This window comes from Variovorax sp. GW821-FHT06D12 (assembly GCF_059419205.1).
This window is the reverse complement of sequence record NZ_JBWKRI010000010.1, coordinates 108,217-130,966: the sequence shown is the minus strand read 5'-3', so window position 1 is coordinate 130,966 and position 22,750 is coordinate 108,217. Positions and strand designations below refer to the sequence as shown.

The 22,750-nt window shown below is 68.5% G+C and carries 8 protein-coding genes; 7 read left to right on the top strand and 1 reads right to left on the bottom strand.

The features are described 5' to 3' along the window. Positions 1 to 37: 37 nt before the first annotated feature. The 6 genes from AC07SQ_RS27470 (at position 38) to AC07SQ_RS27445 (ending at position 20,798) form a co-directional block, all read left to right on the top strand. On the top strand, positions 38 to 271 hold the full coding sequence (locus AC07SQ_RS27470) for a hypothetical protein (protein ID WP_495273287.1): 234 nt from the start codon (positions 38 to 40) through the stop codon (positions 269 to 271). A gap of 95 nt (positions 272 to 366) precedes the next feature. Continuing rightward, complete coding sequence (locus AC07SQ_RS27465) at positions 367 to 1,221, top strand: response regulator transcription factor (RefSeq protein ID WP_492738361.1); 855 nt, start codon at positions 367 to 369, stop codon at positions 1,219 to 1,221. Between the two features lie 906 nt (positions 1,222 to 2,127). Beyond that, complete coding sequence (locus AC07SQ_RS27460) at positions 2,128 to 2,718, top strand: DUF11 domain-containing protein (protein ID WP_159275150.1); 591 nt, start codon at positions 2,128 to 2,130, stop codon at positions 2,716 to 2,718. Between the two features lie 180 nt (positions 2,719 to 2,898). Beyond that, entirely contained in the window at positions 2,899 to 5,826 is a 2,928-nt protein-coding gene (locus AC07SQ_RS27455) for a beta strand repeat-containing protein (protein ID WP_495313015.1), read from the top strand. A 177-nt stretch (positions 5,827 to 6,003) separates the two neighbouring features. Beyond that, positions 6,004 to 13,617 carry an OmpA family protein gene (locus AC07SQ_RS27450; RefSeq protein ID WP_495273289.1) on the top strand — a complete coding sequence of 2,538 codons (7,614 nt, stop codon included), beginning with the start codon at positions 6,004 to 6,006 and terminating at the stop codon, positions 13,615 to 13,617. A gap of 11 nt (positions 13,618 to 13,628) precedes the next feature. Continuing rightward, a complete protein-coding gene (locus tag AC07SQ_RS27445; protein WP_495273290.1) occupies positions 13,629 to 20,798 on the top strand; it encodes a prealbumin-like fold domain-containing protein in 7,170 nt (2,389 codons plus the stop codon). Between the two features lie 16 nt (positions 20,799 to 20,814). Here the strand turns inward: AC07SQ_RS27445 and AC07SQ_RS27440 are convergent, their stop codons facing one another. Beyond that, positions 20,815 to 21,597 (bottom strand): IclR family transcriptional regulator, encoded by a 783-nt coding sequence (locus tag AC07SQ_RS27440; RefSeq protein ID WP_062481672.1) that lies wholly within the window; start codon positions 21,595 to 21,597, stop codon positions 20,815 to 20,817. A 141-nt stretch (positions 21,598 to 21,738) separates the two neighbouring features. Here AC07SQ_RS27440 and AC07SQ_RS27435 point away from each other — a divergent pair, with 141 nt between their 5' ends. Beyond that, positions 21,739 to 22,746 (top strand): TRAP transporter substrate-binding protein, encoded by a 1,008-nt coding sequence (locus AC07SQ_RS27435; protein WP_083277155.1) that lies wholly within the window; start codon positions 21,739 to 21,741, stop codon positions 22,744 to 22,746. Positions 22,747 to 22,750: the final 4 nt, after the last annotated feature.

Below are 22,750 nucleotides of genomic sequence, written 5' to 3'. Positions count from 1 at the left end.
TCTCTTGCAGGTGTCCATTCCCAAGGAGCCCTGCACCATGTGTCCCGTTTCCATCACCTGGCATCTGCTTCGCGGCGCGGGAGCGCTTGTGCTCATCGCGCTGGCGGTGCTGCTGTCGTCCGCCCATCCCTGGATCGCGCCGCCTGCCGTCGTCGGCGCCCTGCTGCTGCTGCGCGGCTGCCCGATGTGCTGGCTCGTCGGGCTGCTCGAAAGGCTGTCCGCGCGCAAGACGGCAAAGCCTTCCGAGGCCACTTCCCAGAGGGCTTCCTGAGCGTCAGGTCCTCTTGAAATGGAAGGCTGATCCGGGATTCCATTCGCCCGTGTCGAGGGGGTGACGCCCCATTAGTGTGAGTTTGTTTGCACACGATGACAAAAGAACAGGGCTACCTGTTTCCGTTGGTCAATATCGGCACTTTTCCCTATCGACTGTACATAAACGTTAATACATTCCACTCCATTGTGAGAGGCATGCGGGGAGCGATGAAAAGGGAAGCGATGGTGGACAGGGTGGAACAGAAAAACGGTCGTGTGGTGGTGCTGACGGACTCCGGCGAAGAGATCGACTGGCTGCGAGGCCGGTTGAAGGACGCCGGCTTCAGCCCCTTGTGTGTGGTCAACGAGGAAGACCTGCTGGAGGCCGCCTCGATGCCTGGCGTCGGGCTGTTCCTGCTGATGGGCGAGACGATGGAGGGCGCGCTGCCGGAAATTCTGTTCGGCATCGGCGCCAGCCGTGCGGCCACCGCGCCGGTGGTCGTGCTGACCCGGTCGCGCGGCGTGCTGGAAACGCCCCGCGTGTCGGTGTTCGACGTCGACGATTTCCTGGTGAGCCCCTGGAACGCGGAAGAGGTCGTGGCGCGCGTGTCGACGCTGTGCGGCAGGAAATCGCTGCGCCGGAACGCGAAGCCGCATGGCCTGTACGGTTTCCAGCTCGTGCGCAGCCGCCTCGCGGTCGAGTACGCGAGCCGCGAAGCCATCATGACGCCGAGCGAATTCGAGATCGCCCGGGTGCTGGTGCGCCACCTCGACACGCCCGTGTCGCGACAGCAACTGCCCCAGGGGCCCCGATGCAACGGGGAGCTGGGCGCCAGCCGGTCGCTCGATGCGCTGGTGTCGCGCGTGCGCAAGAAGCTGGCATCGATCGTGGCGGGCGAATTCCGCGTGCGCTCGCTCTACGGCGTGGGCTACACGCTGGAGCGCGCGCACAACCGGCACGGCAAGTGAGTTTTCGCGGGCAGCGCCCGCGGCATCCGAAGGGGTGACGCAAGGTCACCTTGAAAAAAGACGCTCGCCCATTCGCCTCCGAATTGAGGCCGGGTGTCGGCAGACCAACGAATGAATTCCGGCGAAGTGAGCCGGCTGGGATTGGCTTGAATTGAATTCAGGCCAATGGCGCAGCCGTGCCTGTTTGAATGGAATTGGATTTTGAAAAATTCATCAAGCCGTATTTCACGCTGCCCGTGATTGAAACCATTGGGGGACAGGTCGCGCATGCAGTCCATGAAATTCACGGTGCCTGATTACACAGTCTGTGAATTTGTAAATTTAGTTTCGAAGTGGCCCCAGGCGCTGGACCGAGGCCGCCGAAGGGCCTAGTTTCTCCCTTGAAACAGTGGGGAATCGTGAGGCGGCGGGTTGATGTGAAAGTGAAATTATTCAAATGCATCAACAACTTGGAGGCGATGCGCTTGTGAAATTGATCACACTCCAATTGCAGGTTTATTCACAATCTAAGCAGACGTCCAGATTACATCTGTATTCACAGTTGTTAACTTTGGAGGGCCTCTCGTGACATTTTCACGGAACCCTCGGCCATTGCAAGTGGCGGATCGCGGACGTTCGATTGTTTTTGTAAACATTCGGAAAATAATATGAACGTGGTAAATGGCTCATGGAAGCGGCTCGAAAAGGGCGTGCTTGCGTGAGGCCGAGAGTGGGCATCGGAGGCGGTCGTCGCCGATGCCGGTGTGTCAGTGGTGTGCTGCAAGTGGCTGGGAAATGGCTTCGACGCCAATTCGCGAGGCCACAGGTCAAGTCGGTTTGATCTTCGTGTTGCCTCGGTCTGGCTTTGAAGTTGTTTTTTAGGAGTTGTCTATGTCTATCGGAAGTTCGTCTCAAGTGAATTCATTCATGTCGCCGGTGGTCCGGCTGACCGTTCGCCTCGGCCTGGGGCTCGGCGTGGCCATGACCCTGGGGCTGGGCGGCCTGGCCGCCGCGCAGGGCACGAAGGCCGCGCCCGCGCCCACCGAGGCCGCGCAGAAGAAGACCGTCGCGGTCGTGCTGACGCAGGCCAAGGTGGTCAAGGACGCGCAGGGCAAGGAGCAGCTGCTGGCGGCAGATTCGGTCAAGCCGGGCGACGTGCTCGAGTACACGGCCACCTACACCAACCACACCGGCAAGGCCGTCACTGGCCTGGTGGCCAACCTGCCGATCCCCGAAGGCCTGGAATACCTGCCCAAGACCGCCAAGCCCGGCGCGACGCTGGTCAAGGCCGCGACCAAGGACGGCGCCTTTGCCGCCGAGCCGCTGGCGCGCGTCGTCAACGGCAAGTCGGAGCCGGTTCCGTACAACGAGTACCGCTCGCTGCGCTGGACGCTGGGCCAGCTGCCCGCCAACGGCTCGGCCGCGGTGACCGCGCGCGCCAAGGTCGAAGTGGTGGTGCCGCCCGCGCCGGTGGCCGCTGCCGCCGACGCGCAGAAGGTTGCGCGCAGCACGCCCTGAGCTTCCCGCGCTGACGACGACCGTCGGCGGCCCTGAGCCGCGCTGACGGCCGGTTCTCTCTTTTCTTCAAAACCCCGCTGGTTTTTCCATTGCCGGTTTCCGTTCGCGGAAATCCCCGGCCGGGGTGAGTTCGTCCTTTTTTTGACCTTTTTTGACCCCAACCCCCGAGGAGAAACCCAAGTGATCCCTACCTTGTCTGCCCGTCGCACCGGCCCCGCGCCGCGCGCGCTCTGGGCGGGCGCAGCAGCCCTGACGCTGAGCTTCCTTTTTGGAAGTTCCGGCGCACTCGCTGCGGCTCCACCCGCCAACACCATCATCGGTAATCAGGCTTCGGCCACCTACCTGGACCCGAACGGCGCCAGCCAGCTGGCCACCTCCAACCTCGTGCAGACGACGGTGCAGCAGGTCGGCTCGTTCAACCTGGACACCTACACCACCGTGACGACCAACGTGGTCAACACGAAGACCGGCGCCGCGGGCACGACCGTGTATGCACCGCACGTGCTGACCAACACGGGTAACGGCACCGACACGTTCACGCTGAGCGTGGCCGCACCGGCCAGCCCGAACGGCTTCACCAAGGTCGAAGTGTTCGCCGACGCGAACGCCGACGGCGTGCCTGACAGCACGACCGCGCTGTGCTCGGTCGTTCCGGGTGCGGTCTGTAACGTCCCGGCCCAGACCGTGGCGGGTGGCAACGGCACGTTCCCGTTCGTCGTGGCGTACTCGATCCCGAGCACCGCTTCGTCGTCGACGTTCACCTCGCCGGTCGCAGCGACCATCACGGCCACCGCAGGCACGCCGGCGCTGTACGCGGCGGGTAACACGCAAGCGGCCGACGTCGACAACGTGAACCTCACGGATCAGGCGGCCTTCAACGCCACCAAGAGCCTGAGCGTTCCGTCGGTCGCCTGGTCGGCCAATGGCGGCACCTGGCCCGCGGCATCGGTGAGCGGTCCGCGCTCGGTCGCAGGTTGCGCGGCTACCACCACGGCAGCTGGCGCACCCGCAGCAGGCTGCGTCTACACCACCTATACGTTGAAGTTCAACAACACGGGTGGTGCGGCTGGCCGGTTCGTCATGACCGACACGTTGCCCGCAGGCTTCACGTACGTGCCGGGTTCGGCCGTCTGGAGCAATGCACCGGGCACGGCGCTCACGGACGCACCGCAGGGTGATGTGGCTGGTAACGCCATCGACTTCACCGCGACCGGCAACACGCTGGCCTTCGTGGTGGCCTCGCTGCCGCCGAACGTCACGCAGACGGTGAGCTTCGTCGTGATGGTCAACAACACGGCGGCCATCGGCACGTCGACCACGACCAACACGGCCAAGTACAACCCCGTGACTGTGCCGACGACGGTCACGTCGGACAACCCGGGCACGACGGGCTCGCCGACCAACCCCGCGAGCTACAACGTCATCGGCACCTTCGGCATCGTGCTCGGTTCTGCTTCCGGCAGCCCGACCACCTCGCTGGACACGGCGGTGGGCAACCCCAACACGACCGCAGCCGACACGACGACTGTCGCCAGCGCGGCCATGGGCGCCACGGTGAAGTTCACGCAGACGGTGTTCAACACGGGCAATGCCACGGACGTCGTGAACCTCACGGCCGCCCTGGGCACCTTCCCGGCCGGAACGACCTTCAAGTTCTTTGCCGCCGACGGTGTCACGCCGTTGATCGACAACAACAGCGACGGCATTCCCGACACCGGTCCGGTCGCGGCCAACGGCAGCGTGCAGTTCGTGCTCGCCGCCACGCTGCCGTCTCCCGGCACGCTGCCCACCGGTCCGTTCAGCGCGATCGTGACGGGTACCTCGACGGGCGACAGCACGAAGACGGAATCCACCCGCGACACCCTGAACGCCATGATCGGCGTGCTGGTCGACCTGACCAACACGGCCACCGGTAACGGCACCGCAGGCAACACCGGCAACGGCGACGTGGGCACGGGCCCGAGCCCGCAGCCGACCACCACGAAGACGACCGCTGCCGGCACCGGCGCGATCTTCACGCTGTTCGTCAAGAACAACGACACGGTGGCCAACACCTACAGCCTGGCGGCGAGCCAGACCAACAGCTTCCCGGGCAGCCTGCCCGCAGGCTGGACCGTCAAGTTCGTGGCGGCGGGTGGCACCTGCACGGGTGCGGCGATCACCACGGTGGACGTTGCAGCCAACGCGCAGACGCCGGTCGATGCCTGCGTGACGCCGCCTGCTTCGCAGACGCCCGTCACCGGCCAGCTGGTGTACTTCCAGGTGCGTTCCACCATCGTGACTTCGACGGGCGCCGTGGCGATCGACACGAAGACCGATGCGGTGACCGTGACCCAGGCCGTGACCTACGGTGCGACGCTGACGCCGAACAACAACGGCCAGATCGCCCCCGGCGGCTCGGTCGTGTACGCCCACACGCTGACCAACACCGGCACGCAAAGCTGCGCAGGCCCGTACACGGTGTCGGCCACGCTGCCGGCGGCAGACGTGACGGCTGGCTGGACCACCGCGCTGTACATCGACGTGGACGGCGACGGCCAGATCGGCAGCGGCGACACGCTGGTGACCGGCACGATCCCGGGCCCGCTGGCGGCCAACGGCACGCAGAAGCTGCTCGTCAAGGTGTTCGCACCGGGCGGCGCTTCGGCAGGTGCCGTGGACACGGCCACCGTCACGGTGACCTTCCCGGCAGGCGCCACCTCGTGCGGCACGCCCTCGGCCACCGACGTGACCACGGTCATCACGGGCCAGATGCGCCTCGTGAAGACGCAGGCACTGGACACGAACTGCGATGGCGCCGAGGTCCCGTCCTCGTCGGCTCCGCTGGTCGCCAAGCCCGGTGAGTGCATCGTGTACCGCGTCGTTGCCACCAACGAAGGCGCGGCACCGGTCACCAACATGTCGATCAACGACGCGGTGCCGGCCTACACCTCCTTCACCGGTGCGACGCAGCCTCCGGCCGCCAACCAGTGCACGTCCATTGGCGTGACCGGCACGGCCCTGGCCTACAGCAGCACCGCCACCACCGTGGCCTGCGGCAGCGCAAGCAACACCGTGGCACCTGGCGGCACCGCCACGCTGCTGTTCTCCGTGAAGGTCAACAACTGAGCTTCACCTGAGTGAAGCGGAGCCGACGGGTGCAAGCCCGTCGGCTCCCTCGCACAGGGCACACAGGCCTGTGCGTTTTCCTTTGCGCCTTCTCTCGTTTCCGAGGCGAGGGCGCAAACGAAAAAGTTCTTTCGTTTCTTCTGATCCCCACGCGGTGATCGATCAAGGGTTCGCGGCATGCTGTTCACTTTCAATCCCAGGAGCACACACCGGCCATCGTGGCGCGGATGGGCTGCCGCGCTCGCCGCTGGCGCGGCGCTGCTGCTGGGTGGTGCCGTGCAGGAAGCGAACGCCGCGCCGGCACCCGCCGGCATCGTGATCCGCAGCATCGCCACGGGCACCTACGTGCCCAACGGCCTGGCGCAGACCGAGACCATCTCGTCCAACGAAGTGATCGCCACGGTGCTGCCTGTTGAGGCCTTGGTGCTCACGCAGGACCAGTCGCTGTCGCGCCCGCCCGCGAGCATCGTCACGCTGAGCCACCTGCTCACCAACACCGGCAACGTCGCCTCCACCTACACGCTGGCGCTGGCCAACAACGCCGGCGGCTGCGCGGCCGACACGCTCGATCTGTCTGCACTGCGCGTGGTGCGCGATACCAACAACAACGGCGTGGTCGATGCGGCCGACCCGGTGGTGCAACTCAACGCGGCGGGTGCCATTGCTTTGAAGCCCGGCGAGACCGCTGCACTGCTGGTGCAGGGCACGATCCCCACGGCCGCGACGGGCGTGGCCTGCGTGGGCCTGACTGCCACCACCGCGCTGCAAGGCCTCACCGCCATCAATCGCGACACCGTCACCGTCGGCAACGCCGCCGCGCTGCAACTGGTCAAGTCGGCCAGCTACCCCGGCAACGTCATCCCCGGCCAGACGCGCATCGACTTCTCCATCTCGGGCACCAACATCGGCGCGCAGGACGCGCAGCCGTCCAACGTCATCGCGCCCACCAACACGCCGCTGCTCGTGAACGGCGCGCCCTCTGCGTTGGTCCTCGTGCGCGACCCCGTGCCCGCCGGCACCCAGTACGTGCCCGGCACCCTGCGCACCACGGCCGCCAACGCCGTCAAGCTGTACCGCCTGGCCAACGATCCGGCGTTCAGCTATCGCACCGCCGAAGACGCCTCGGCCGTCGAAGTGGCCATCGGCATCTCCACGCCCGTGGCGCGCAACGTGTCCATCGCGATGCAGTTCGCCGTCAAGGTCAACGCCGACCAGGTGGGCGAGATCCGCAACACCGCGCACAGCCAGTACAACGACGGCACCGGCCCGGCCACCGTGCCTTCGAACACCATCGTCATCAGCTCCAGCCAGGCGCGCATCGGCGTGGCCAAGGCGGCCTCCACCCCGCGCGTGAACCGCAGCGCCGACGGCAAGACCGACGGCACCGCCACCGTGCGCTTCAGCGTCAACGTGCGCAACTACGGCACCTCGTGGCTCTACGGCGTTCAGGCCGCCGACGTGATGGAAGGCGCAGGCGCTACCCAGTTCGGCACCTACACGGCAGCCGCAGTGCCCGGCGCGAACCAGTACACCATCGTGCCCGGCTCGATCGTGATCGCGCCCGCACCCAGCGGCGGTACGGTTGCAGCAGCGAACCCCGCCTTCAAGGGCACCGCCGCCGCCTCGAACCTGCTGGCCGACGGCGCTGTGCTGCCCGTGGGCGGGCAGTTCACCGTGCAGTTCGATGCGCGCATCAACTTCACCGGCCGCACCGGCACCTTGCTGAACACCGTCAAGGCCTCGGGCGCCCTCAATGCCGGCGGCCCGGCGGTGGCCCTGGACGACTCGGTCAACGGCGACAACCCCGACGCCGACGGCGACGGCAACCCGAACAACGACACCTCGCCCACGCCCGTCTCCACGCAACTGCCCACGCTCACGCTGACCAAGCAGGCCTCCATCGCCCGGCGCGTGTCGCCCGGCGTCTACGAGCTGGACTACACCTTCAAGGTCACCAACACCGGCGCCGTCGCCGCGCCCAACGTGCGCGTGATCGACAACCTGAACTGCACCTTCGACATGGACAAGTCGAGCGGTCAGGTCGCCTCGTGGGAACTGCTGGGCCCGCCCAAGGCCGCCAACGGCAACCTCAACGCCGCCACCGGCTTCACCGGCCGCGCCACCTGCAACCGCAGCACGCAGGACAGCGCCGACCCCTTCCAGCTGCCCACCGAAGTGGCGCTGAGCCTGACCGACGGCGCCCGCGCGCTGGCACCCGGCCAGAGCGAACAGATCCGCCTGAGCGTGCGCATCACCGAGAAGCCCGCCGCCATCGGCGGGCGCGTGTCGCTCACCAACAAGGCCTGGGCCGCCGCCTTCGAGCAGAACACCGTCAACGTCACGCCCACCATGCTGCTGGCGGCCACCGCCACCTCGGTGCAGGCGCTGCTGGTCGATCCGCAGGGCACGGTCTACAACGCACTGACCCGTCAACCTGTGGCCGGCGCGCTGGTCACCTACACGCGCCAGTCCTGCAGCAGCGGCACGGCCGGCCCCATCACCGTCGCAGAGATCTACGGCGCCGATTCGGGCACCTACACGCTCAACCCCAACGGCAGCATCTCGATGACCACCGGCGCCGACGGCGCCTACCAGTTCTACCTGCAGACGCCGCCCGTGACGGGCCTGTGCACGTACGCGCTGTCGGTCACGCCGCCGGCAGGCAGCGGCTACGTGTACCCCTCGCAGCTGATCCCCGTGACCGGTGGCTCGTTCACCAGCTGCGGCGCCGTCGTGCCCAGCGCCGTGCCCCCGAAGGACGCCGACCCGACCAGCTATTACTTCCAGGTGCAGGCGGGCGCCAAGCCCGATGGCACGCCGTGCGACGCCGTGCACAACCACATCCCGCTCGATCCGGGCAACATCCTGGGCCTGGTGCTGCGCAAGGACGGCAGCAAGCGCCAGGTCGAGTTCGGCGACTTCATCGACTACGCGCTCACCGTCACCAACAAGACCGGCTTCCCCGTCACCGGCCTGACCTTCAACGACACGCTGCCCCCGGGCTTCGCGTACGTGGCCAACAGCGTGCGCCTGAACGGGCAAGTGGTGCCCAACCCCGCCGGCGGCGCCGGCCCGGGCCTGATCTTCAACTACCCCACGCTGGTGGTGGCCCCCGACCAGTCGGCCATGGTGCGCTACCGCGTGCGCATCGGCGTGGGCGCGCCCACCAACGGCGACGCCATCAACCGCGCGCGCGCCACCTCGGGCCCCATCCAGTCGAACCTGGCCAACTGGACCGTGCGCGTGACGGGCGGCGTGTTCTCCGACGACGCCTTCGCCTTCGGCAAGGTCTATCTGGATTGCAAGCGTGATGGCCAACGTGATGGCCGCCAGGAAGGCGCCGACGAGATCGGCGTGCCCGGCGTGCGCCTGTACATGGAAGACGGCACCCACGTCGTCACCGACATCGAAGGCAAGTGGAGCCTGTACGGCCTCAAGCCCGTCACGCACGTGCTGCGCCTGGACCAGACCACGCTGCCGCTGGGCGCCAAGCTCGAAGTGCTCGACAACCGCAACTCGGGCACCCCCGAGAGCCGCTTCGTCGATCTGAAGAAGGGCGAGTTCCACAAGGCCAACTTCATCATCACCAACTGCGACGAGAAGAGCGTCATTGCCGACGTGGCCGCACGCCGCGCCGCCATCGCCGCGCGTCCCGACACCGAGGCCGAAGCGCAGGTGCGCCTGCGCCTGGACCCCGAGGGCAAGGTCGTGCCCGTGGGCGACGTGCGCGGCCTGCCGGCCACCGGCCAGGCACTGGCCAGCGGCAGCACGGGCGCCGTGCAGCCCACCTCGGCGCCGCTGATCGCGCTGCCCGTGGCGCCGGCCAACGCCAGCAGCTTCGTCGGCGGCGGTGGCGGCAGCATGGGCGGCACGCTGGGCGTGCAGCCCGCGATCCCCACCGGCAGCCTGTTCTCGCCGCTGAACGGCGTGCCCACCTCGGGCCTGCCGTCGTCGACCACCAGCGGCTCGGCCACCGGCGTCGGCGCGCAGGCCATGCGCCCCATCGGCACCGGCGGCGCGATGCTCGAGCCGCGCACCAACCCGCTGCTGCCCCAGGCAGTTCCCAGCCCGATCGAGCTGGAAACCCTACTGCCCCAGCTCGAGAACAACACGCTGGGCTTCATCGGCCTGAAGGACCGCGACACCGTCGCCGGCCAGTCGATCAACGTGCGCGTCAAGGGCACGGCCGGCACCTCGTTGCGCCTGAGCGTCAACGGCAGTGCATTGGAAGAGCGCCGCGTCGGCAAGAAGACCCAGCTGGCATCGAAGAACATCGCCGCCTGGGAATACATCGGCGTGGCCCTGCGCCCCGGCACCAACACCCTCAAGCTCGAAGCCGTCGACGGCTTCGGCAACGTGCGCGGCAGCGCCGACGAGATCACCGTCGTCGCCCCCGACAAGCTCGGCGCCATCGAGGTCGACCTGCCCGAGGTGGCCCGCGCCGACCTGCGCACGCCCGTCGTCGTCAAGGTGCGCCTGATCGACGCGGCCGGCGTGCCCGTGACCGCCCGCACGCAGCTCACGCTGGAGACCGACCGCGGCCGCTGGCTGGCCGAAGACCTGAACCCCACCGAACCGGGCACCCAGGTCTTCATGGATGGCGGCGCCGCAGAGTTCCAGCTGATGCCCCCGGGCGAACCCGGCGATGCGCGCCTGCGCGTGAGCGCCGGCACCTTCGTCAAGGAAGTGCGCCTGGCGCTGTTGCCCGAGATGCGCCCCATGATCGGCGTGGGCATCGTCGAAGGCGTGCTCGACTTCACCAAGCGCGGCAAGCTGCCCCTGGGCGCGATGCCCGCCGGCGCCGCCTTCGAGGCGGAACTCTCGGGCCTGAAGGACGAGGGCACCAACAGCCGCGCCAGCGGTCGCGCCGCCTTCTTCTTCAAGGGCACCGTCAAGGGCGAGTACCTGCTCACGGCCGCCTACGACTCCGACAAGACGCGCAAGGACCGTCTGTTCCGCGACATCCGCCCCGACGAGTTCTATCCGATCTACGGCGACTCCGCGGTCAAGGGCTTCGACGCCCAGAGCACGCAGAAACTCTACGTGCGCATCGACAAGAACCGCTCCTACCTGCTGTACGGCGACTTCACCACCGCCAGCAGCACCGAGGTGCGCAACCTGAGCCAGAGCAACCGTTCGCTCACGGGCCTGAAGCACGTGTACGAGGACGAGAACGTGCGCGCCACCAGCTATGTCTCGCGCACCGCGCAGACGCAGCAGGTGGAGGAGTTCCGCGCGCTGGGCACCTCGGGCCCGTACTACCTGAGCGCCAGCAACGGCGAGTTCGTGGACAACAGCGAGCAGATCGAGATCGTGGTGCGAGACCGCAACCAGCCCAACATCGTGCTGCAGCGCACGGCCGTGGCGCGCTTCGTGGACTACACGGTGGAGCCGCTCACGCGCCGCATCCTGTTCACGCACGCCATCGCCTCCATCGACGCGAACCTGAACCCGCAGTCGATCCGCGTGACCTACGAAGTGGACAGCGGCGGCCCCAAATTCACCGTGGCCGGCACCGACGTGCAAGTGAAGGTCAGCGAGAACCTGCAGCTGGGCGTGGTGGCTTCCACCGACCAGAACCCGCAGAACAAGCGCAACCTGCAGGCGCTCACGGGCGTGGCGCGCATCGGCCAGAACACCAGCGTGGCGGCCGAGCTGGTCAAGACCGACTCCGACGACAAGGGCCACGGTCACGGCGCGCGCGTGGAAGCGCGCTACCAGGACGAGAAGCTGGCCGTGGTGGCCCTGGCGGCCAAGACCAGCAAGGGCTTCGACAACCCCGGCGCCAGCTTCTCGGCCGGCCACACCGAAGCCTCGGCGCGCGCCGAGTACCGCGTCGACCCGACCCTGGCCGTGCGCGGCGAGGTGCTCTACAGCAAGGACGCGGCCCAGGTCGACGAGCGCAAGGGCGCCACGGTGAGCGTGCAGAAGAAGCTCAGCGACAAGACCGTCGCCGAGGTGGGCCTGCGCCACGGCCAGAGCAACAACGCGCTGGGCTCCAGCTCGGGCTTCGACTACGGCCAGATCTCCACCTACAACGGCCAGATGGGCAGCAGCATCGGCGCCAACAGCGTGACCACGCTGGGCGCGGCCGCCGCCGCCGCCGGCGTGGACACGCAGAGCCAGACGACCGTGCGCGGGCGCCTGTCGACCGAGGTGCCCGGCGTGGCCGGCGCGCAGGTGTTCGTGGAAGGCGAGCAGGACCTGAAGGACGGCAAGCGCCACGTGCTGGCCGTGGGCGGCAACTACGCCATCACCGACAAGACGCGCGTGTACGGCCGCTACGAACTGATCTCCACGCTCAACGGCCCCTACGAGCTGGACAGCACGCAGCGCAACAACACCGGCATCGTCGGCATCGAGAGCAACTACATGGAAGGCGGTCGCGTGTACAACGAGTACCGCATCGCCGACGGCGCCGAAGGGCGCGGCGTGCAGGCGGCCATCGGGGTGCGCAACACCTTCAAGGTCAACGAGCAGATCCGCGTGACCGGGGGCATCGAGCACACGCGCGACATGAGCGGCTACAGCAACAGCAAGAACACCGGCACGGGCTACGCGGGCGGGCTGGGCGAGTCGACCGCGATCACCAGCGGCATCGAGTACATCACCGACCGGATCAAGGCCAGCGGCGTGTACGAAGCGCGCCGCGGCGACGACGCGAACACGCGCCTGTTCAGCGCCGGCTTCGGCTTCAAGCTCGATCCGTCCTGGAGCCTGCTGGCGCGCAGCATCGTGAGCGACAGCGAAGGCCAGGGCGCCAACGCGGGCAACGAGCGCCACCTGCAGCGCCACCAGATCGGCATCGCCTACCGGCCGGTGGACGACGACACCTGGAATGCGCTGGCGCGCTACGAGCGCCGCTCCGAGCGCGTGGTGGGCGCGGGCAATGCGGCCGGTGCGCTGCAGGGCAGCAGCGTCTTCGGCGCCGACAACGGTGCCAGCCTGCCGGGCAAGACCAGCGCGGACATCGTCTCGGCGCACGTCAACTACAACCCCGAGCCGGGCAAGGCGGTGATGGCGCGCTATGCCTTCAAGCTCAGCCGCGCCGACGACGGCACGCTGGCCAGCAAGTACTGGGCGCACCTGGTGCAGGCGCGCTACACGCAGGACATCAACCAGGACTGGGACTTCGGCGTGCAGGCCGGCCTGCTGTACGGCAAGGGCGGCGCGCTGCAGAAGACCTTCGGCGTCGAGGTGGGCTACCAGGTGCAGAAGAACATGTGGGTGTCGGCGGGCTACAACTTCGTGGGCCTGAACGACCGCGACCTGACGGCCAACGAGTACACGAGCAAGGGCGCCTATGTGCGGCTGCGCTTCAAGTTCGATGAGACGCATCTGGGGTTTGCTTCGACGGGCGCCGATGCGAACGTGGCCAAGGCACAGAAGGCACAGAAGGCAGAGAAGGTGGCTGCGGATGCGCCCGAAGTGGCCCCGCTGCCGATGCGCACGGTGCTGCAGGCCGAGGCGCTGTTTGAGCCCGCCAAGTCCTTCATCAAGCCGCAGGCGCACGACACGCTGAACACGCTGGCCGCGCAGATCAAGGCGACCGAGGCGCAGGTGGTGATCCACATCAGCCATGCCGATGCGCAACAGGGCAGCGCTGACGACCGCATGCAGCTCATTGCGCAGCGGACCAATGCCGTGCGCAGCTACCTGATCGGGCGCGGCGTCGACGTGCTGCGCCTGCGCACCGATACCAAAGAAGACACGCAGCCTGTCGCAGGCGATGACAGCAGCGCCAAGAGCCGCTGGGTCGTGATCGCCGCGGCCGCGCAAGAAACCCGCTGAACGAGACCATGATGCAAAGCAGAACGAGAAACGAAGCGGGCGGGATGGCGCGGTTCGGCGGGGTGTTGAAGGGCGTGCTTGCCGCGACGGCCTTGTGGCTCATTGCCATGCCGGGTGCGCAGGCTGCAACCGCTGCGTGCACGCCGCAGTCGGGCTACAACAGCTGCGTGACCTTCACCCATTCGGGCTCGGCGCAGACCTTCACGGTGCCTGCGGGCGTGTCGTCGGTGCGCGTCACGATGTGGGGCGCCGGCGGCGGCGGCTCCACGGCGGCCGGCGGCAACTCGGCCAACGGTGGTGCCGGCGGCTTCGCCGACGGCACCGTGTCGGTCACGCCCGGCACCGCCATGGCGGTGACGGTGGGGCAGGGCGGGCAGAACGGGGGCACCGGCGCGACCTACGGCCGCGGGGGCGGCGGCGGCAATGGCGCGAACGCGGGCGTTGCCGGTTCGTCGGGCGGCGGCATGAGTGCGCTGTGGAACGGCGGCACGGAGTTTTCGGCGGCCGCCGCGCGACTGATCGCGGGCGGCGGCGGCGGCAGCGCCTTCTGGACCGACGTCGGCAGCCCGGTGCCGGGCGGCGGCGGTGGCACCAACGGCGGCTCGTCCACCGGCACGGGCGGACGGGGCGGTACCCAGGCCGCTGGCGGTGCGCGCGGCACCCCGAGTGCGGGGACCGTCGCGGCCACCTGTCCGGCCGGCACTGACGGCAGCGCCTTGCAGGGCGGCACCGGGTGCTCGGCGGTCGGTGGCACCCCCCTCCAGTACGAGGGCGGTGGCGGCGGCGGCGGCGGCTGGTTCGGCGGCGGCGGCGGCATGGCCCAGTGCAGCAACACGCCCAATCCCGTCTCGGTCGGCTGTTCCTACAACGGACCGGGCGGCGGCGGCTCGGGCTTCATCGGCACGGGCGTGACCGGCGGCGTGATCACCGCCGGGGCCGACGGCAGCTACTCGGCGGCTTCCAACCCGGCCAACCAGGGCAACACGCTCTACCAGGGCGGCGTCGGCGTGGGCGGAGCGCGCGCTTCGCTGACCGGCTCCACCGGCGGCAACGGTCTCGTGGTGATCCAGTTCAACGTGGTCAGGCTGCAGCTCGCGAAGGCCTGGTCGGCCGGCAGCAACACCGGCGACGTGGCGAGCATTGCCGCCTCCACGGGCGGTACCAACTTCTTCGGCGCCAGCAACACCTCGGCCTTCACCTCGACGGCGTCCACTGCCGCTTCCAGCTCCGTCGCGGGCGTGAACATCGGCAACGTCATCACGCTGCCCGCCGAAACACTGACCACCGGCACGCTGGCGAACTACAACACCGTGCTGTCGTGTACCGCGAATGGCGGCGCCATGGCCAGCACGCTCAGCGGCACCAACGGACAGGTGAGCAACACGCTGACGATCGCCCTCGGCGACATCGGCAAGGACATCGTCTGTACCTACACCAACACGCGCAAGACCGCGACCCTGCAGCTGGCCAAGTCGTGGAACCCCATCAGCGTGACGGGCAACGTGGCGAACATCGGCGCCACCACGGGCGGCGCGGCCAACACCGCGGCGTTCTCGTCGACGGCGCCGACGGCCAACACCAGCGCGACCGTGACCGTCGCGGCCGGCAACACGATCACCTTCCCCGCGGAAACCATGAACGGCGGCGTGCTGCCGAACTACACGACCGTGCTGTCGTGTACCGCCGGTGGCGGCGCGACGGCCAACAGCCTGAGCGGCACCAATGGCCAGGCGACCAACACGCTGACGATCGGCGCGGCCGACGCGGGCAAGGCCATCGTCTGTACCTACACCAACACGCCGAAGACCTCCACGCTGCAGCTGGTCAAGTCGTGGGGCGCCAACAGCCTCACGGGCAACGTGGCGAGCATTCCCGCCTCCACGGGCGGCACGAACAACACTGCGGCGTTCACGGCGACGGCCCCCACGGGCGCGAACAGCGGCACCGCCGTGACCGTGGCCACGGGCAACACGATCACGCTGCCGGCCGAGACGATGTCGCCGGGCACGCTGGCGAACTACAACACGGTGCTGGCGTGTACGGCCGGCGGCGGTGCCACGGCCAATGCGCTCAGTGGCACCAACGGACAGAACAGCAACACGCTGCTGGTCGGCGCGGGCGACGCGGGCAAGGCCATCGTCTGTACCTACACCAACACGCCGAAGACGGCCACGTTGCAGATCAGCAAGGCCTGGGGTGCGAACAGCATCGCCGGCAACGTGGCGAGCCTGGGCGCGAGCACGGGCGGCGCGAACAACACCGCCGCCTTCACGGCGACGGCGCCGACGGGCGCCAACAGCGGCGCGGCCGTGACCGTGGTCGCCGGCAACACCATCACCTTCCCCGCGGAAACGATGCCGACGGGGACGCTGGCGAACTACAACACGGTGCTCGCGTGTACGGCCGGTGGCGGCGCCACGGCCAACGCGCTGAGCGGCACCAACGGGCAGGCCACCAACACCTTGCTGATCGGCCCGGCCGATGCGGGCAAGGCGATCCTGTGTACCTACACCAACACGCCGAAGACGGCCACGCTGCAGATCACCAAGTCCTGGGGCGCCGGCGCCATCAGCGGCAACGTGGCGAGCATCGGCGCGAGCACGGGCGGCGCGAGCAACACCACGGCGTTCACGGCGACCGCGCCGACGGCGGGCAACAGCAGCACGGTGAACGTGGTCGCGGGCAACACCATCACGCTGCCGGCCGAGACGATGCCCACGGGCTCGCTCGCGAGCTACAACACGGTGCTGTCGTGTACGGCAGGGGGCGGTGCCACGGCCAACGCGCTGAGCGGCACCAACGGGCAGAACAGCAACACGCTGCTGATCGGTGCGACCGACGCGGGCAAGGCCATCGTCTGCACCTACACCAACACCGGCAAGCCCGCGACCCTGACCCTCGCCAAGCGCTCGCTCGGCGGCGTGGCGGGCTTCGACTTCACGGGCACCAATGGCGTGGCCGCGCACACCATCACCACCACCGTGGCCGGCACGGCCGTCAACGGGCCGCTGCAGACGCTGACCGCGACGGGCACGGCGACCACCTTCACCGAAACCTACACGCCGGCCACGGGCGTGCCCGACTACGTGATCACCGACGTCAGCTGCACCGGCATGGGCAGCGGCGGCACGGTGACGCGCGGCACTGCGCAGAACACGAACCAGTTCACGCTGAACGCAGCGGCAACGGTGGCGGGCTCGAACATCGTCTGTACCGTCACCAACGCCAAGGCGCCGACGGTGCAGCTGCGCAAGAAGTGGGTCAACGCGCTCGTCAACGACGCCTTCACGCTGACCGCCTCGGGCACGGTGCACCCGAACCACAACATCGGCTACGCCTTCAACCTGCAGGCCACGGCCAACACGCCCAACGAGACCGACACCGGCGGCGCGCAGCGCGTGGCGGTGGGCGACACCGTGACCCTGTCGGAGACGCCGTTCGGCACCAACGCCGGCTCGTACACCGCCAGTGCCTGGAGCTGCACCGGCGGCGGCTCGCTCAGCGGCAACCTGCTGACCCTGGGCAACGCCGATGCGGGCCTGCCGATCATTTGCGAGATCACCAACACCGCGAAGACGGCGACCGTCGCGCTGGCCAAGACCTGGTCGGGCGCGATCGTCAACGACGCGGTGAGCGTCACCGGCACGGGCCTCACGGCGCTGGCCTCGGTGGCCAACACGGCCGCCGAGACCGACACCGGCGCTGCGCAGGCCGTGCCCGTGGGCAGCGTCATCACGCTGGCCGAGAGCTTCACCACCGGCAGCGCCGCCAACTACACGAGCGCGCTGAGCTGCACCGGCACCAGCGGCCTGTCGGGCAACACGCTGACAGTGGGCACGGCCGACACGGCCATCGTCTGTACCTACGCCAACACGCGCAAGACGGCGGCGGTGACCTTGTCCAAGAGCTGGAGCGGCGCCATCGCCGGCGACAAGGTCAACCTGACGGTCAGCGGCAGCGCCGCCGAAGTGACGGGCGCGACCGCCGGCACGTCGACCGCGCCGGCCACCACCACCAACGCCACGGCCACCGCGGCCAGCGGCGCCACCGTGACGCTGGCCGAGGCCTTCACCACCGGCAACGCGACCAACTACACCACGACGCTGGCCTGTACCAAGGTGTCGGACGGCAGCGCGGTGACGGTGAGCGGCAGCGGCCTGAGCCGCACCTTCACCATGCCGTCGGACAGCGCGGTGAACTGCGCCTACACCAACACGCGCAGGACCGCGACGCTGCAACTGTCCAAGGCCTGGAGCGCCGGCAGCACCACGGGCAACGTGGCGAGCATCGGCGCGACCACGGGCGGCGCGAACAACACCGCCGCGTTCACGGCGACGGCGCCGACGGCGGGCACCAGCGGCACCGCGGTGTCGGTGGCCGCGGGCGACACGCTCACCTTCCCGGCCGAGACGATGACCACGGGCACGCTGGCCAACTACACCACCGTGCTGTCGTGTACCGCCGATGCCGGCGCCACGGCCAACACGCTGAGCGGCACCAACGGCCAGGCCAGCAACACGCTGGTGGTCGGCGCGGGCGACGCGGGCAAGGCCATCGTCTGTACCTACACCAACACGCCGAAGACGGCGACGCTGCAGATCACCAAGGCCTGGGGCGCGAACAGCATCGCCGGCAACGTCGCGAGCATCGGCGCGAGCGCGGGCGGATCGAGCAACACCACGGCCTTCACCGCGACGGCGCCCACGGGCGCCAACAGCGGCACGGCCGTGACCGTGCAGGCCGGCAACACGATCACGCTGCCGGCCGAGACGATGGCGCCGGGCACGCTCGCCAACTACACCACGGTGCTGGCCTGTACGGCCGGCGGCGGCGTCACGGCCAACGCGCTCAGCGGTACCAACGGGCAGAACAGCAACACGCTGCTGGTCGGCGCGGGCGACGCCGGCAAGGCCATCGTCTGTACCTACACCAACACGCCCAAGACCGTGACGGTGCAGCTGCGTAAGGCCTGGAGCGCGGACAGCACGAACGGTGACGTGGCCAGCATCGGCGCCACCTCGGGCGGCAGCAGCAACACGGCGGCATTCACCGCGACCGCGCCCACCGCCGGCAACAGCGGCGCGGCGGTGTCGATGGTCGTCGGCGGCACGCTCACGCTGCCGGCCGAGACGATGACCACGGGCTCGCTCGCGAACTACAGCACCGTGCTCGCGTGTACCGCCGACGGCGGCGCCACCACCAACCCGCTGAGCGGCACCAACGGCCAGGCGAGCAACACGCTGGCGATTGCCGCGGGCGATGCCGGCAAGGCCATCGTCTGTACCTACACCAACGCGAAGAAGACGGTCACCCTGCAGGTGCGCAAGGCCTGGGGCGCGAACAGCGAAGCGGGCAACGTCGCCAGCATCGGCGCGACCACGGGCGCGACCAACAACACGGCCGCGTTCACCGCGACCGCACCCACGGCCGGCAACAGCGGCGCGGCGGTGGTGGCGGCCGTGGGCAACACCATCACCTTCCCGGCGGAAACGATGCCCACCGGCACGCTGGCCAACTACACGACCGTGCTGTCGTGTACCGCCGACGGCGGCGCCACGGCCAACGCACTGAGCGGCACCAACGGCCAGGCCAGCAACACGCTGGTGATCGGCGCGGGCGACGCCGGCAAGGCCATCGTCTGTACCTACAGCAACAACCGCCTGCCGACGGTGCAGATCCGCAAGCAGGCGCTGGGCGGCACGGGCACCTTCGCGTTCAGCGGCACCAACGGCTTCGGCTCGGACAGCATCAACGTCTCGGTGTCGGGCTCGACGGTGGTGGGCACGATCAAGACGCTCACCACGGCCAACACCCAGACGGTGCTGACCGAAGTCGCGGCCTCGATGCCCGGCGGCTTCGCGTTCTCGGGCGCGACCTGCACGGGCCTGGCGGGCGGGGCGACGGCGGCGGTCGACCTGGTGGCGGGCACCGTCACGCTGCCCGCGGCCGGACTGACGAACGGCACGGCGGTGGTCTGTACCTTCACCAACACGCTCGCGGCCATCGTGAGCGGCCGCGTGTTCCTGGACAACGGCGTGGGCAGCGGCACGGCCAACGACGGCATCGTCAACGGCGGCGAGGGCCCGCTGTCGGGCGTGAGCGTGCGGCTGACCAACTGCGGCGCCGCCGTGTACGCGAGCGCGCTCACGGACGCGTCGGGTGCCTACAGCCTCAGCGTGCCGGCCGGCACGGCCACGGGCTCGGCGATGTGCGTGGAAGAAACCAACCCCGGCACGCGCGTGTCGACCGGCGCCTCGGTGGGCAACGTCGCGCTGCCCTCGGGCTCCGCGGTGGCCGCGGCCGGTGGCACCTACACCTACACGCGCACCGGCACGCCCGACCGCATCGCCTTCAGCTGGAACGGCACGGGCCATGCCAACCTGAACTTCGGCGACGTCGACAACAGCGCCTTCGCGACCGACGGCGCCAAGACCGGCCTGCCGGGCAGCACCGTGACCTACGCCCACACCTTCACGGCCGGCACGGCAGGGCAGGTGCGCTTCAGCGTGGCGAGCGAGACGGCCACGCCGGCCATCACCGGCTGGACGACGAAGGTCTTCGCGGATGTGGGTTGCACCGGCAGCCTGCAGCCCGGCGCGGCGCAGCTGTACCCGCCGAGCGCGGCGGCCACGCCCGTGGCCTTCGCGGGCAAGGTCTGCGTGATCGTGCAGGAGTTCATTCCCGCCACGGCACCGCTGGGCTCGAACAACAGGGCGACGATTCGCGCCGACTTCACCTACACCAACGCCAGCCCCTCGCTCAGCGGCAGCTTCACACTCGACGACCTCACGACGGTGTCGGGCGTGGCATTGGAGCTGAAGAAGGAAGTGCGCAACATCACGCAAAGCGGCACCTTCGGCGTCAACAACCAGGCCAAGTCGGGCGAGACGCTGGAGTACCGCATCACCTACACGAACAACGGCGACGCGCCGATCCGCAGCATGGTCGTGAACGACATGACGCCGGGCTACACCACCTTCGTGAGCGCGACCACCGGCACCACGCCGGCGTCGCTCACGGGCTGCGTCAAGACCACGCCGGCGAACGCGCCGCCGGCGGGCGCGGTGGCCTGCACCACCGTTCAACCCGCGGGGGGCACGGGCGCGATCGACTGGCGCTTCACGGGCACGGTCGAGCCGAGCGGCACGGGCTTCGTGCTGTTCCAGGTGAAGGTCGACTAAGGACCTGGCAGGGCCTTCAGGCCCGGCGCTTGAACAGGGCGGACGCGCCGCTGGCGCGCGCCACGTCGTCCGCCGCGGCCAGCAGCTGCGGGCCCAGCGCGAGCATGCGTTCTTCCGTGAGCCGCACCAGCGGCCCCGCGATGGTGATGACGCCGATCACGCCGCCGTGCGCACCGCGCACCGGCGCGGCCATGGCGGTCATCGCGGGGGCGAACACCTCGTTGATCATCGAGAAGCCGCGCTTGCGCGTGGCGCGCAGGAACACCAGCAGCGCCTTCACGGTGGTCGGCGCTTTCGGACCGAAGTCTTCCGGCTGGCCGAAGCCCTGTTTCGCGACGAGTTGCAGCGCCTGTTCGTCCGTCATGGTCGACAGCCAGGCGTGGCCTGCGGAGCTGCACGAGAGGTTCACCGACAGGCCCATGTCCGGGTCGTAACGCAGCCCGCGCGTGGCGCCTTGCGCCTTCGCGACGAAGGTGAGCTCGTCGCCGTCGACCACCGCCAGCCGCACCAGCTCGCCCGACGCGACCGCGAGCCGGTCGAGTAGCGGCTGTGCCACGTCGACGATGCCGCTGTTGCTCAAGAAGCTCAGGCCTAGCGACACCAGCTTGATGGTCAGCATGTAGTCGCCATGGCTCTGGTCCTGCCGCACATAGCCGTAGCGCACCAGTTCGCTCAGCAGGCGGTGGGTGGCGCTCAACGGCATTTCCAGCTCGGCAGAAAGCGCGGAAAGCGCACGGCCCTCGGGGTGGCCGGAGAGGTGTTCGAGCACCTTGAAGCTGCGTTCGAGTATGGCTGTCATGAGACGACTCTAGCATTTTGCCAAGTGTTTTCACTAGTAGAAAGATTTTCCACTAAATCGATAAGATCGCGCCGCCAGGAGTTGGGACGCGTGTGAAGCGCCCCGGCATGGACCGCTCACATCGCACGCTGGAGAACAACTTTGAGAACGCTTTACCGCTCGCTGGCCACCGCCGGCCTTGCCCTCGCCCTGGTCGTTCCTGCTGTTGCGCAAGCGCAGCAGGAGCGCGTGATCCGCTTCGGCCACCTGAACAACGCCGACCACCCCGTGAGCTTCGGCGTCAAGCGCTTTGCCGAACTCCTGTCGGCCAAGAGCGGCGGCAAGATGAAGGTCCAGGAGTTCCCTGCCTCGCAGCTGGGCAACGAGATGCAGCAGCAGTCGGCCCTGCAGGGCGGCGTGCAGCAGATGTCGGCGCCGGCCACCACGTCCCTCGCAGGCATCGTCAAGGAGTTCGGCCTCGTCGACTTTCCCTTCTCGGTGAACAACTTTGCACAGGCCGATGCGCTGCTCGACGGCCCGTTGGGCCAAGCCCTGATCGCCAAGCTCCCCGAGAAGGGCCTTGTCGCCCTGGGCTACTGGGACCTCGGGTTTCGCAACGTCACCAACAGCAAGCGTCCCATCGCCAAGCCTGAAGACCTCGAAGGTCTGAAGATCCGTGTGATCCCCAACCCTGTGTTCCTCGAAACCTTCAAGGCCTTCAAGGCCAACCCGGTGCCCATGCCCTTCGCCGAGCTGTACGGCGCCCTCGAAGCCAAGGCGGTCGACGGGCAAGAGAACCCGTATGCGGTGATCCTGTCGAACAAGTTCTACGAAGTGCAGAAGTTCGTCAGCGCCACCAACCACGTGTACGCCGCCAACATCGTGCTGGTGAGCAAGAAGTTCTGGGACTCGCTCACGCCGGCCGAGCAGAAGATGATGAACGACGCGGCCAACGAGGCGCGCGGCTACCAGCGCCAGGTCAGCCGCGCCGCCGCGCAGAAGGCGGTGGGCGACCTGCAGGCCAAGGGCGCGCAGTTCAACGAACTCAGCGCCGCCGAACAAAAGCGCATGCGCGACATCGCCAAGCCCGTCGTCGACAAGTTCGCCGCCCAGTACGACCCCGCCATCGTCAAGCTCTACAACGACGAGCTCGTGCGCATCCGCAAGTAACGCG